This window comes from Alteromonas marina, assembly GCF_000808575.1.
In the GTDB taxonomy this organism is placed as follows: domain Bacteria; phylum Pseudomonadota; class Gammaproteobacteria; order Enterobacterales; family Alteromonadaceae; genus Alteromonas; species Alteromonas marina_A.
In genome coordinates this window covers 36,586-49,783 of the sequence record NZ_JWLW01000066.1, presented here as the reverse complement: position 1 = coordinate 49,783, position 13,198 = coordinate 36,586, and the positions used below count along the sequence as shown (strand labels likewise).

The window sequence follows — 13,198 nt, the reverse complement described above, 5'->3', positions numbered from 1 at the left end:
TTATCTATTTTACGCCGCGCTAAGTTTCCAGGTGGCTAGCCAAACTACCAACTCAGTGACTGGAATTATGGCTGCGTCTGAAGGCGGTACTGCGCATGTTACTTAAAAATCTCGGTACTATGGTGCTGTCAAACCAAAAAGCTATTGCTAAGATTAATACGCTCATGGAAGATGGCGTAATTACAGATGAAAAACTACTAAGCAGCTTAAAAAACTTAGGGAAAGAAACCACTGAGTTGGCAGGATAACTGTCTTAGTTTTCTTAATCTAATATCAAATGGTAGTTTTTTTTATATTCGACACTCCCTCAGTCTCCTGCCTAAAGTACAATTGTAATCCGCATTTTTTGATTTAATATCAAACATACTTTGAACAAGTAAACGATAAAACATACTTTTAGGTTCTCATTTATTGATGTTAGCGCAGACCCGAGTCATTTTCTTTTTCTCTTTAGCGATATATCTATCGTTGGGAACGTTGATCATTTCCTCTTTGTTCATTTCCTCCTCAATTGCAAAACCAGTCGTTACAATGCCTTCCTTCAGGATACTTTCTACTGAAAATGGCTTAAGTCAAAACACCGTGAACGATATGCTTATTGATAAAGAAGGGCTGTTGTGGATAGCAACCGACGCTGGGCTAAATCGGTTCGACGGCAATCAAAATAAGCAATATGTGGGGCAAGATAACGAGTTTGCTGACGATGGTATCTATACATTATTTGAAGACCAAAGAGGTGATTTATGGATAAGTACTTACAGTAGTGGTATTTATCGCATCAATCGGCAAACCGGCAAGTCGGAAAGATTAATTAATGTTCCTTACAAAGAGCAACCTTCGTGGTACCAATATGCTTCCCATTTTATCTCCGCGCCTGGAAACATCATATATGTCGCCCTTGACCATCTAATAATCAAATTTGATTTAGTCACAGAGAAAAAAGAAACCGTTTTTGACCTTTTTTCCTCTAATAGTGAGCTTTCAAATGACGATGTTATCCGATATACCTATTTAACCCGCGACGTTTTATTCGTAGCCACTTCTGTCGGGCTTTATGCTAAAAATCTACAAACAGGCGATATCAAGAAAATTGACCATGTTAGTTCAGAGAGCGCCAATCTAAACAATATTAATACCAAGCTTATCTTGGTTGATGAACATCAGAGGTTTTGGCTGGGTACGGTTGAAGGCCTCTATCAATTTGACTTTACTGGTTTAATAAATTTCGTGAAACACGACGGCGATATGCCAGCAGCAAAGCTAGTCGTAAAACATTTGAATGTCTGGGATCTCGAACTGATTGAAAACTCCCTCTATTACATGTCCACAGACCAAGGGTTGTATACTATTGACTTGTCATCTAATGAGCTAACACATTTATTTAGACCATCAGACTCGCGTTTACAAATAACAGACGATGACTTGTACGAAGTGGCAATAACATCTGACGAGCAGGTGTGGCTTTCTACCGGCACATCGGGAGTATTGCTATGGTCACCTCAGTCTACGCTATTTAAAAACGTTATGGGCGATGGAAAAAGTAGTGACAAGTTGAGTAATAATATTGTCTATAGCTTATATGAGACCGATGACGAAAATTTATGGTTAGGGACTAACAATGGTCTAAACCTGTATCACGCAGATACGGGGAAAGTAGAACAGTTTTTAGTGACTGACGATGATAAAGCCGTTATTTCTTCGGGCTCTATATTTACGATAAGGCCTGCCGAAAAAGACAGGGTTTGGTTGCTCACTTACGGTGGTATCGTAAAGTTTGATACAGAAAATAAACGCCCTGTACCTTACCCTTTAGGTAGTGAGCAAGACAAACTATTAAACTCAGACAAGGCATACGATTTAATTCGCACATCAAAAGAGAATTATATCGTCGCCTCACATGGCAAGTTTTGGAATTTTGATGACAAGAAAGGGCAAGTATCCCTCTCCGAAACACTTTCTTCAAACCTTGAATACGACCAGTTTTATACGTTTCTACCTGATCATGGGGCGCAGGATGGTTCAATACTACTGTCTATGATTGGGGAGCTATGGCGATTTAACACGTCAAGCGGAAGCCTAGAGAAACTGCACCAAGCAAGAAAGTCTCAAGCGGAATATGCTATCCATCCTATCGACACTGTTTTGGATGATAACGGTATTTTGTGGATTGCTTATCCCGGTCATGGGTTATATGGAATCGATGCAAAAACCAATGAGCAGAAATACTTTTTTGACACGAGTAACTTATTGCCGACTAACCTCGTTGTTAGTTTAGAGAAAGACCAAAATGGTGATATCTGGATTGGGAGCCACCAAGGCATCCTCAAGCTCGATCCGAAGGCCATTAAATTATCTCAATATAGCGCCACAGAAGGTTTGTCCACTAGTGAGTTCAGCTGGGGGGCAAAAGTAGGTTTGAGCGATGGAAAAATAGCTTTCGGTTCACAAAAAGGTTTCACTATTTTGCAACCAGAGCGCTTTAATGACCAAGACAATGTGGCAACGTCAACATTTATTACTGATGCAAGCTTGCTCAGTCAGCCGTTAGAGCTTGGTATTGGCAGTATTAATAACAGCTCTTTATTATTAGAGTATGACGATGTTGGGCTGACTATTCACTACTCCGATATGCGTTTTAAGAAGACATCGGCTTCCTACTATCAGTATGAATTAAAGGGAGATGTTTCTGTTGTATACCCCCCTACAAATTCTACTGAAGTCACATTTCCTCAGTTAGAGCCTGGTGAATACGAATTTAGTGTGGGTCGAGTTGACCCCGTTAATAACGTTTATGGGCCGCGCGCAAATTTGAAAATCAAGGTGGCATATCCAATTTATGCATCGCCTTTGGCGTATTCTATTTATCTTTTTGTTTTCCTTGTGTCGACCTTAGTTATCTATGCTCGACGCAAGAAAAACAGCGAGGTACTTCGCGCTGCGCACTCTGAGGCACTAAAACATAAAAACAGATTGTCTATGGCGCTAACTGCGAGCAATACCAAAGTTTGGGCATGGTATGAGGACTCAGATAAAATTACCCAAGAGCGTATCGTGGATGACTTGGGTTACTCAGACACGGAGACAAGGCTGTCGTTCAGAGAGCATATATCTCTCGTTCATAATCATGATATTACTTCGTTCCTAGAGCAGTGGGAGAAAGCGGTTAGCGGACAGTCCAAGGGTATAGATATTAGCTATCGCATGAAAGCGAAAGACGGTCATTATGAATGGTTCAGAGATGTAGGCTCCTTGGTTGAAAATAATGAAACGGAAAATAGCAAAAGATTAGTCGGTACTTACTCCAATATAACTGAGTCGGTGAATGCCGAATTTAAAGCTCGGTTATTTGGCGAAGCATTTCGATACACGCGGGACTGGGTAGTCATTTTCGATAGTAATTTCCAGCCTATCGTTGTTAATCAATCGTTCAAAGAAGCGCTTGGTATTAACAAAGACGCAAATCTAATAGAAGAACTCGAACTGCTATATCTTGGCCAGAAACAGCAGCTCGAAGAAACGTATACGGAAATGCGTAAGCTTGGTCCTAACGAACACTGGAGTGGCGAGGCTTATATTAACAGTTTCACAAACCAGCGCTACGCGGTAAGTATAAGGGTGACCGCAGTTTCGAGTGAGCGAAATGGCCAAGAAATCGATCGCTACCTGGTGATATTGTCGGATATAACGCAGCAAAAAGACGCACAAAACGCGCTTGTTCAGTTGGCAAACTATGACAATTTAACAGGCCTACCTAATCGCACTCTTCTGCTTGACCGCCTTCAGCACGCTTTCCATCAAGCTGCATCACAACAAAGCAAAATAGGGTTATTCTTCATCGATTTAGACCGCTTCAAACAAGTTAACGATAGTCTTGGACACGAGGCCGGTGATGAACTCCTAGTAACGGTTAGCAAACGTCTCGAAAAGTTAATCAGGAAGTCTGACACGGTAGCGAGACTTGGCGGTGATGAATTTGTAGTTCTTCTCGAAGGTGTTGGTAGTGTGCAGGACCTTGGTCATATTGCCAATGATATTATACAAGCCTTAGGGCAACCTATTACGCTCTCCAACCAAGAGGTGAGTGTATCGGCGAGTATTGGTATTTCACTTTATCCAGATGATGCGCAACTTCCAGCAGAATTATTAAAGAATGCTGATATTGCCATGTACCATGCTAAAGAAGCCGGCAGCAATAATTTTCAGTTTTTTACCGAGCACATGAATGAGCAAGCGCGTTCAAAACTTCAATTAGAAAATAAACTGAAACATGCCTGCATCAATAAATCTTTTTCAAACTACTATCAGCCCATTGTGTGTTGTGCGACAGGTTCTATTGAAGGCTTCGAAGTGTTAATGAGATGGAAAGACGGTGATGAAATGATCTCACCCGATATTTTCATTCCAGTTGCGGAAAACATAGGAATGATAGCCGAAATGACGACGCAACTTATTGAGCGAGCTTTACCTGTTCATCAGCAACTATACGCAGGTAATAGCCGCGCTTACTTATCAATAAATTTAAGCGCAAAACACCTCATAAATGAGTATTCGTTAAAGGATATAGTGGCGCTATTGCAATCGAATGGTGTTCCACCAGAAAACATTCGATTTGAAATTACAGAGAGTGCTTTGATGGAAGATTATGACAGTGCCATGCATGTCATAGGAGCGCTAAAATCTAAAGGGTTTATCATAGCATTGGACGACTTTGGTACTGGGTACTCATCGTTAAAATATTTAAAAGATTTCCCGATTGACGTACTAAAAATAGATAAGAGCTTTGTTCAGGGTATTGGTCTTAATAGTGGCAATGAAGCAATTATTCTAGCGACATTACGTATGGCTGAGAGTCTGAATATTGAATGCGTGGCGGAAGGAATTGAGACCTTGGAGCAGGTCGAATTCTTTCAACGAAACGGCTGTAGGTATTTGCAGGGTTTTTATTTCTCTAAACCTGTCGCCGGTGACAAGCTATCAGGCTTAATAAACGCAGTGAAAACGACTGGCAAGTCGCTAAATTAATAGCGACTTGTTAGCGCCGCACTACATATATACTCAGGTGTTTTATTTCAATCCGCGCTGAGTTTCCAAGTAGCTAGCAAAACTGCCAAGCCAGTGACTTCCCATATAGTGCATATCACCAAACACCGCGTTTAAGCCTGCTTCACGGTGTGCTTCTAGCGCTTTCTTCAGTACTAGTAAGCGTGCGTCATCGTCTGGTAAAGCGCTTATGATGCCTTCAATCATCCACGCACGGCTGATATTCAGCCCGTCTAGGTGAGCGAGTTTTCCGTCTGTTTTGTCTGTAACCGTTGCAGGTGTGAGCCAATTCGATGTACTTGCATTTAAGTTGGGAAAGAATGCTGAGAGCCATTGGCTGTAGTCTTTTTTAGCCATTACTCGGCGCATTAGGTCGGCTTCTGCTAAGCAAGGCGACAAAAAATCCTGCCCAGAGGGCTCGTAGGCTAGTGGGCACGCCTTGTCAGCCTGATAGTAGTCTTTCGCCCTAGCCGTTAGCTGTGCTTCAAACTCCTTATTGCCTGACGTTTTCGCCCAATCTAACATCAGGCCAAAAGCAAAGGCGGTTTGGCTGTGTTCACCGGTTCGGATTGGGTAAGCTAATTTGGGTAACCATGCGCTTACTCTGGCTACAATTTCGTCCTCGAGAGGGCGTAAAGTATTTAGCCATTTTGTTGCTTCAGGAAGGGAAGATTGACGTAGTTCAGCGGTTAGCTGCAGGAACCATGCAAGACCGTAGGGGCGTTCAAATGAGGCATTATTTTCGCGCTTAAGGCTTACCAATTCACCTTGGATATTTTTAGGCGTAAAGCTGATATTGAGCTTTTCAATGATCTCATCCTTATCAACCGCGTCTTGCGCAGTGTTTAGCATTCTTACTAAAAGCCAATGGCCATGAACTGATGAATGCCAGTCTAAACAACCATAAAATGCTGGGTAGAGTTGATTGGGTGCCTTAACGTCATCGCCGTTATTCATCATGTGTTTCACTACATTTGGAAACTCTTGATGAATACAATGAAGCGCGAGGTTAGCGAAAACGCTTTCGTAATTGTTGTTAGGAACGCCAGCGTTGGCGGTCGCGTCTGCGGCTTGGTTAATACTAGTGTTGCTTGTGTTCGCAGTTTCAACAGTCGACGTACTGGTAGCATAGGCAGTGTGTGCAGCAAACGCTGTGGCAAATGCAACTGTAGAGCTAACAACGTTTTTTATTTTGATCATAATTTTGCGCGCTTTATCAATGAGAAGTATATCGCCAATGTATACAGATAAACGCTTTGAATAAAGTGCTGCGCGATACACAACGCCCCAGCACTTTAAACAGCAGAAACAGGCTATTTAAGCAGGGGCTCCGATGGCCTCTAGTTTGGTGGTGTATTCATCGAATGAGCCAATGGTCTTTTCTACCCAACCAGCATTATAGTAAGTTTCACCATACCGCTCTCCGCTGTCGCACATAAGCGTTACGATCGATCCCACTTCTCCTCGCTGCTTCATTTGTTCAGCAATACTTAATGCGCCCCATAGGTTTGTGCCGGTAGACGGGCCAGCTTTAATTCCAATGGTGTTGTTTAACCAATGCATGGTTGCAATACTGGCGGCATCGGGAACGGCAATCATGTCATCTATAACGTCGTGCTGAAAAGAGGCTTCCACTTTAGGGCGTCCAATCCCTTCTATGCGGCTTCCACGGGTAGCAGTAAGTGAATGATCGTTATTTTTGAAGCTGTCAAAAAACACACTGAATTCTGGATCCACGACCACAAGTTGAGAAGCAAGACCTTTGTAACGTATATAGCGGCCAATGGTAGCTGATGTACCACCTGTACCTGCGCTCATAACCACGGTGTGTGGAACAGGGTGGGGCTCGGCTTTCATTTGTTCAAAGATACTCTCAGCAATATTGTTATTGCCACGCCAATCTGTAGCGCGCTCTGCGAAAAGGAACTGATCCATAAAGTAGCCATTAAGCTCGTGAGCTACTTTGGTTGCTTCGCTGTGCATTTGCGTAGGGCAATCTACAAAGTGACACTGCCCGCCATATCGCTCAATAAGCGCGATTTTACTTTGGGCGGTAGACTTAGGCATAACCGCAACGAACGGAACGCCAATCATTTTAGCAAAATAAGCTTCAGACACCGCTGTACTTCCTGACGAGGCTTCAACCACAGTAGTTCCTTCTACAATTTTTCCATTACAAAGAGCGTACAGAAAAAGGGACCGGGCTAGACGGTGCTTTAAGCTGCCTGTCGGATGAGTGCTTTCATCTTTCAGATAGATATCAATATCTCTAAAGGCGATCTGCTCTAATTTGATTAAGTGCGTATCAGCCGAACGTTGATAATCTGCATTGATAATATTGATCGCTTTTGAAACCCAGCTTTTCATAACTTTCTCTCATTCACCCAAAATGTGAAACGTTAAGCGTAGTTCGCTTGACGCTAGCTGTATAAAACAAAATTAGAATATCAGTTAAGAGCGAGTATTTGATTCTATTATTTTAGTATTAGTGCTTTATAGTAAAAAATATTTCTTTAATGGATCTCATTTATGAAAATAAATTCCGTTTTTATGTAAGATCGAGAGCATGACCATCTTGTTGATACAACGGTCTTTAATAAAACAAAAAAGTTCAGATAAGTCGCTAAAGTTGCTATCTTTGCATTTCGCTTTTACTTACAGGTAACAACATGAAAAATAGGGCACTTTTCTGTGCAATAGCTCTTTTACCCGCATTATTCGTATCTACGCTGGCTCGCTCGCAAGAAGAGCAAATGCTTAAAGTCGCAACGTTTAATGTAAGTATGGAAGCCACTAACTATAAAGCGTTGGGTATGAAGCCAAGCGATCAGGTACTTCAACACGTTCTTTCAACGGGTGAGCATAGCCAAGTTAAAAACATTGCTGAAATTATTCAACGCGTTAACCCCGATATCTTGATGTTGAATGAATTTGACTACATTGCAGATAAGCGTAAAGGGGTAGAAGCATTTGTTAAGAACTACCTAAATGTTTCACAAGGCGGCCTTGAGCCTGTGGATTACCCATATACGTATGTGGCCACAGTCAACACAGGGGAGCCCACGAAATTCGACTTAGATAACAATGGCAAAGCAGAAGGTTTTGGTGGCGATGCATATGGTTTTGGGCTTTATCCCGGGCAATATGGCATGGCGCTTTTGTCAAAATACCCTATTGATGTTGATAGTATTCGCACCTTTCAAACGTTTAAATGGCATCACATGCCTCATCCACAGGTTCCTATTATTCCCGATGAGAGCGGAAGTACTGATAAGGGCAAGCCATGGTACGACGTAGAAGAGTGGGCCGCGCTAAGGTTGAGTTCTAAGTCTCACTGGGATGTGCCGGTGAAAGTAGGAGGTAAAACCGTACACATACTTGCTATGCATCCAACACCACCTAATTTCGATGGAAGCGAGGATCGCAACGGCAAACGCAACTTTGACGAAATTAGGCTTATGGCAGATTATCTTTCTCCGGATAAAGGGGCCTACATTTACGATGATAATGGCGAGAAAGTCAGTCTGTCAGAGAACGCGCGCTTTGTACTCGTTGGTGATTTTAATGCGGCGGATATTGGAGATAAACATCGCGAGGGTGTTATTGAACAGTTGACCGAGCACCCGTTAGTTAATAATGACATCATTCCAACAAGCGCAGGCGGCGCAGGCGCGTCAGATGCAGAGTTTAGTAACCGCTTTACTGCCTATTGGGGAGCCAGAGCTGACTATGTTTTGCCATCTCGATTTGGCTTCGATGTGAACGATGCTGGCGTTTTCTGGCCTGCAAAAACCAGTGACCTATATCGATTAGTTAAAGACCGTGAAGCCAGCTCAGATCATAGGTTGGTTTGGATTAGCTTGTCGCTTAAACAAGATGATAAAAATTATTAATCGATTAGGCTTTATTCTTTCACTGTTCTGTATTTTTTGAAATGGCCGCGGTAGGCGGCCTTTTTTAGCCCAATTCACCCCAAATTAGCTCCGTTGTGCTTTCTGGCTTTGAGCATTACCTGGTTTAGATATCGTGAAGTAGGCGACTACCGCTAAATTAGCGACAAACCAAAGGTCTTTAATAACGAACTGACCTAGGCGGTTGACAATAGTCGTGTTGTTAAAGGTATCCGGCACAGTAAACAAAAACGTTTGTGTCATCAGAAATACCGATAAACAAGCCAGTCCGCTCGCAATGATCACCGGCTTGTTCTTAGTAAAGATGCCCGCACCCAATAGCAGTGCAAAGAGGACATCAAACCCACCAATTACATTCGATGCTCCTTGAACGCTAAACACAGCATAAAGCCACGACATAAACGGTGATGTTTCAACTAGCCCCACAATCGCATTGGCTTCAAACTCGAAAAACTTCATGCCTCCTATCCATAATAAGACCATGGCTACAGGAGCAAAATTAAGGTATGTCAGTTGCTGGTGCGAAAACTTTTCGCGATAAAACAAGAATAGGAAAAGCGGTAATACTGCGAAGTACTTAATGATGCCTTGACCGCTGCCAATAATCGGGAAGCCCCCTAAATCGGCCATCCATCTTGTTGGTGACAATAACGTCAGCAATGGAATGGCAGTGACAAAAGCGGCATATAGTGCTACTGCTTTTGCTGAAACAAGGTTAAAACGTGCTGCAATGGTCATTAACGGTAGTAACAGCAATGCGATACCAGTAAAAGCACCAAGGGCACTCTCGCTCAACACAGTGCCTAACGAGTAGAAACTAAATGTAGCGATAAGTGCATTGGGGTTTGCACCCAATAAAAATGTTAGGCCAAGAACTGCGAAGCTAAAAGTGAGCAATGCGGTGACCATGTTTTCGGTTTGGTTTAGTGTCATAAAGCGTCCGGAAATACTGCTAGTTTTGCGAAGTGTATGTAGAGACCCGTCGAGGTAGCACTAAAATTTCATAGGTTTGATAATTTATTAGACACAGCGCGATACGCGAATAAGGATTTATCGACAAAATAAGAACTTATCTAATAGCGGTTGTCATAAGTAGCAGCGGTCTTAAATAAATTAGGTCTTAAGTAATGTGGGACTTAAATAGTTTGGCTTTTAAATAGTAGTGATTTAAAAAGTAAAATAAATCGAGAGAAAAAATGAAACAAGCAAGCAGTAGAGCACAGAAGCGTTTTAGGATCTGGTTAATAGCAAGCGCGTGTGCAGCCTTGTCTGCTTGTGGCACTCTGCCCCCAGAACCTATTGATGAGCCAATCGCGAGTGTTGAAGACGTTGAAAAGTTAGAGCAAGTTGTTGATACCTCATTGCCTTTGGTACAGCAGGCCTATTCCATTGAGTCTGAAAAAGTGTGCGATAAACACGGTGGTAACTGGAAGAAAGTAGGCCGACAGCAGGCGCATGCTTGTGTGCTACCAGCAAACGATGCTGGTAATGCGTGTAAAGACAGCAGCGAGTGCGAAGTGGCTTGTGTTACGGAAAACAATAACATGGAAGCGGGAGAAAAGGCGCGCGGCGTGTGTTTAGAAAGTACGGACTTATTCGGCTGTAGAGCCTATGTGTCTAACGGGGTTGTGGAGCATACCTTGTGTGTTGACTAAGAGTTTGTTTAGCAAACGAACGTTGAATGAAGCGCACGCCATCGGCAATGCACTTCACAACAACGCGGGTTAATTAACGTTGGGGAACTCGATTTTGTCCAGTTCGCTCGCCGTTTCATTGCACTCACCTAATAGGTGAAGCCTATCTTCGGTTTGGTGTGTATCTATTTCTAGAAAGCCCGTTTGGCAGTAACCGGTCTCATTCAGTTTCTCATCTAGAGATGTATAAAGTTGCTCAGTCATTCTTTCGCTGCTATGTGACGAGCCTTCCCGACTTTCCTGTCCTTGGCGACCGCCACGACCACTTCGTTCGCCTCCCTGACCACGGCCGCCTTTACCGCCACCTTTGGCACCGTCACGATGCTGCATTAACGGAATGCTAAACGCGAAGAGCTTGGTACCGTCTTGCTTGATCTTCGTTTCAAAAAATATTTCATCCATGTCTAAAGGTGGTGGCCTATGAGCGCACGCACTGACAATCAAAGAGGTCGTTATTACTAATAGTGTTTTATTCATTTAATTTAACGCTTATTTGAACCACGTCACTTTGAAATTCAAACGCCTCTTTAGTTGCAGCACCCAGTGTAAGTTTTAAGTAAAGCATTTCGGTATGCAAACTTCATAACGAGCGTATCGTTACAAGCAACACTCATTACGTCATGCATTTTACATCAAAAAGAAGCGGCATTGCCGAAGCGACAAGTCTCAACCAGATAGTCAATAAGTGCTCGGGTACGGCTTGGCACATGCTTACGAGAAGGATAAACCAAGGTAAACAACAAGGTTTCACTTCCAAGTGACGGGAAAATTCGTATAAGTTCGTTAGATGCGACTTCTTTTTGCACAGTTGAAGGTAGCAGCGTAGATATTCCCAACCCTGCTTTGACCATTTCTTGAACAAGGTGAGGAGAGTTACACAGCTCGTAATGTTTGGGTGTAACGTCTATTGGTGTGTTGTCCAGCATTAGGTAATGCATGATTCGCGAATTTAACTGAGATAGCAAAATCCAGGTATGATTATTAAGTTCTGCAATAGTCTTAGGTTCACCATATTTCTTGAGATAATCAGGGCTAGCATATAAGGCGAATTGTTCTTGATATAAGACCCTACCGACGAGCGAGTCGTCTCGTGGTAAACCAATTCGAATTCCTACATCAATATTCTGAGCGATAAGGTCGAGCTTATCGTCACTGCTCACTATGTGTAAATCTATTTCAGGATACCGGCGCTTGAACTCAGGCAGCAACGGTAATAAAAATTTGTGTGCAATGTCGTTGGTGACTGTTATTGATACTCTTCCTTTTGGCGCCGGTTGACGCAGATCTTCATCAATACCATGCAAAATCTCGTGGCACTTTTTCGCATGGGAAAATACGACATTTCCCTCGTCAGTAAGCATGAGCTGTCGAGTGGTTCTTTGCAGTAATCGCACGTCAAGAGATGCTTCTAAACCTGCTACTTGCTCGCTCACTCTAGATCGACTGGTGCCTAAACGGCGGGCAGCTTCCGCAAAGCTTCCACATTCTACTACGCTGGCAAATATAGCGAGTGCCTTAAGATGTGAATAGTTAATTGTACTCATATTCGTAACAATTCATTCTGTATATGTCTACTTATCATAACAGTGTTTCACGCACATAATCACCTCTGTGTTCAACCAGTACTCATTTAATTGATAGAGGATAGATTATGATTGCAGTAACCGGCGCTAACGGACAATTAGGTCAAAAAGTTATTCAAACACTGCTTAATACAGAGAAGGCAAACACAATTGTTGCACTAGTGCGCAACCCTGATAACGCACACGCATTAAAGCAGTTGGGAGTAGCAGTACGACAGGCCGACTATAACAACCCGGAAACGCTTAAGTCAGCTTTTGAGGGTGTTGAGAAGTTGTTGCTAATATCAGGTACAGAGTTTGGGAAACGCTTTGAGCAGCACAAAGCGGTAATAGATGCAGCTATGGCACAAAACGTTAGCCTCATTGCTTATACCAGTTTGTTGAAAGCTGATACGTCTCCTTTGCTGTTAGCGCAAGAACATAAACAAACCGAGGCTTACTTTAAAAATGTGTCAGCGCCTTTCGTGTTTCTTCGAAATGGGTGGTACACGGAAAATTACACCGATAATGTAGACAGCGTACTGCAGATGGGAGCGGTGGCAGGCGCTGCAAAGCAGGGAGTTTTGTCTACCGCTAGCCGACAAGATTATGCAGACGCCGCAGTGGCCGTTCTTCTATCATCGCAAAATCAAACAGGCAAAATTTATGAGCTTGCTGGCGACACGGGCTTTACGCTAATGGAGTATGCTTCCACCCTATCTGAAATTACCGGCGAAGATATTGGTTTTTTAGACATGGATGAGAGCGCTTATAGAGAAGCACTCATTAAAGCTGGGCTGCCTGAAGGTATGGCAGCAGCATTAGCAGATTCAGAGCATTACGCCGCCTCGGGGTGGCTCCAAGATAATAGCGGCACCTTATCATCGCTACTTGGTCGTCCAACTGCAACTCTGCGTGCAACACTTGCTGCGAAAAAGAAAAGCTGAGTATTTAAAAGCTAAGTGAATTACCATCCCATGCGCATTACCTT

The 13,198-nt window shown here is 43.0% G+C and carries 10 protein-coding genes; 5 read left to right on the top strand and 5 right to left on the bottom strand.

Translation table 11 applies throughout. From position 1 onward, the window contains the following. The first annotated feature begins 95 nt into the window (after nt 1-95). Together RJ41_RS15970 and RJ41_RS15965 are read left to right on the top strand one after the other, a co-directional pair. Entirely contained in the window at nt 96-248 is a 153-nt protein-coding gene (locus RJ41_RS15970) for a hypothetical protein (RefSeq protein WP_240485815.1), read from the top strand. Nucleotides 249-531: 283 nt separating this feature from the next. Then, entirely contained in the window at nt 532-5,022 is a 4,491-nt protein-coding gene (locus tag RJ41_RS15965; protein ID WP_240485814.1) for an EAL domain-containing protein, read from the top strand. A 42-nt stretch (nt 5,023-5,064) separates the two neighbouring features. On the opposite strand, the gene RJ41_RS15960 is transcribed toward RJ41_RS15965, so the two are convergent. Continuing rightward, a complete protein-coding gene (locus tag RJ41_RS15960) occupies nt 5,065-6,321 on the bottom strand; it encodes a DUF2891 domain-containing protein (protein WP_039222917.1) in 1,257 nt (418 codons plus the stop codon). A gap of 36 nt (nt 6,322-6,357) precedes the next feature. Then, entirely contained in the window at nt 6,358-7,407 is a 1,050-nt protein-coding gene (locus RJ41_RS15955) for a PLP-dependent cysteine synthase family protein (protein ID WP_039222915.1), read from the bottom strand. A gap of 302 nt (nt 7,408-7,709) precedes the next feature. Here RJ41_RS15955 and RJ41_RS15950 point away from each other — a divergent pair, with 302 nt between their 5' ends. Then, a complete protein-coding gene (locus RJ41_RS15950) occupies nt 7,710-8,933 on the top strand; it encodes an endonuclease/exonuclease/phosphatase family protein (RefSeq protein WP_039222913.1) in 1,224 nt (407 codons plus the stop codon). Nucleotides 8,934-9,017: 84 nt separating this feature from the next. Here RJ41_RS15950 and RJ41_RS15945 read toward each other — a convergent pair whose 3' ends face one another. Continuing rightward, nucleotides 9,018-9,884, bottom strand: coding sequence for a DUF417 family protein (locus tag RJ41_RS15945; protein ID WP_039222911.1), 867 nt, complete (start codon nt 9,882-9,884; stop codon nt 9,018-9,020). Nucleotides 9,885-10,147: 263 nt separating this feature from the next. On the opposite strand from RJ41_RS15945, the gene RJ41_RS15940 reads away from it, so the two are divergent. Beyond that, nucleotides 10,148-10,606, top strand: coding sequence for a hypothetical protein (locus tag RJ41_RS15940; RefSeq protein ID WP_039222908.1), 459 nt, complete (start codon nt 10,148-10,150; stop codon nt 10,604-10,606). 69 nt (nt 10,607-10,675) lie between these two features. Here the strand turns inward: RJ41_RS15940 and RJ41_RS15935 are convergent, their stop codons facing one another. Together RJ41_RS15935 and RJ41_RS15930 are read right to left on the bottom strand one after the other, a co-directional pair. Further along, complete coding sequence (locus tag RJ41_RS15935) at nt 10,676-11,047, bottom strand: hypothetical protein (protein ID WP_039223614.1); 372 nt, start codon at nt 11,045-11,047, stop codon at nt 10,676-10,678. 230 nt (nt 11,048-11,277) lie between these two features. Continuing rightward, a complete protein-coding gene (locus RJ41_RS15930) occupies nt 11,278-12,189 on the bottom strand; it encodes a LysR family transcriptional regulator (protein WP_039222906.1) in 912 nt (303 codons plus the stop codon). A gap of 107 nt (nt 12,190-12,296) precedes the next feature. On the opposite strand from RJ41_RS15930, the gene RJ41_RS15925 reads away from it, so the two are divergent. Continuing rightward, nucleotides 12,297-13,154, top strand: coding sequence for an SDR family oxidoreductase (locus RJ41_RS15925; protein WP_039222904.1), 858 nt, complete (start codon nt 12,297-12,299; stop codon nt 13,152-13,154). The last annotated feature ends 44 nt before the right edge of the window (nt 13,155-13,198 follow it).

Excerpts from the sequence above, each read along its gene's own strand:
- RJ41_RS15970 (WP_240485815.1), top strand. The coding sequence starts at position 96 with ATGTTACTTAAAAATCTCGGTACTATGGTGCTGTCAAACCAAAAAGCT.
- RJ41_RS15965 (WP_240485814.1), top strand. The coding sequence starts at position 532 with ATGCCTTCCTTCAGGATACTTTCTACTGAAAATGGCTTAAGTCAAAAC.
- RJ41_RS15955 (WP_039222915.1), bottom strand. The coding sequence starts at position 7,407 with ATGAAAAGCTGGGTTTCAAAAGCGATCAATATTATCAATGCAGATTAT.
- RJ41_RS15950 (WP_039222913.1), top strand. The coding sequence starts at position 7,710 with ATGAAAAATAGGGCACTTTTCTGTGCAATAGCTCTTTTACCCGCATTA.
- RJ41_RS15945 (WP_039222911.1), bottom strand. The coding sequence starts at position 9,884 with ATGACACTAAACCAAACCGAAAACATGGTCACCGCATTGCTCACTTTT.
- RJ41_RS15940 (WP_039222908.1), top strand. The coding sequence starts at position 10,148 with ATGAAACAAGCAAGCAGTAGAGCACAGAAGCGTTTTAGGATCTGGTTA.
- RJ41_RS15935 (WP_039223614.1), bottom strand. The coding sequence starts at position 11,047 with ATGGATGAAATATTTTTTGAAACGAAGATCAAGCAAGACGGTACCAAG.
- RJ41_RS15930 (WP_039222906.1), bottom strand. The coding sequence starts at position 12,189 with ATGAGTACAATTAACTATTCACATCTTAAGGCACTCGCTATATTTGCC.
- RJ41_RS15925 (WP_039222904.1), top strand. The coding sequence starts at position 12,297 with ATGATTGCAGTAACCGGCGCTAACGGACAATTAGGTCAAAAAGTTATT.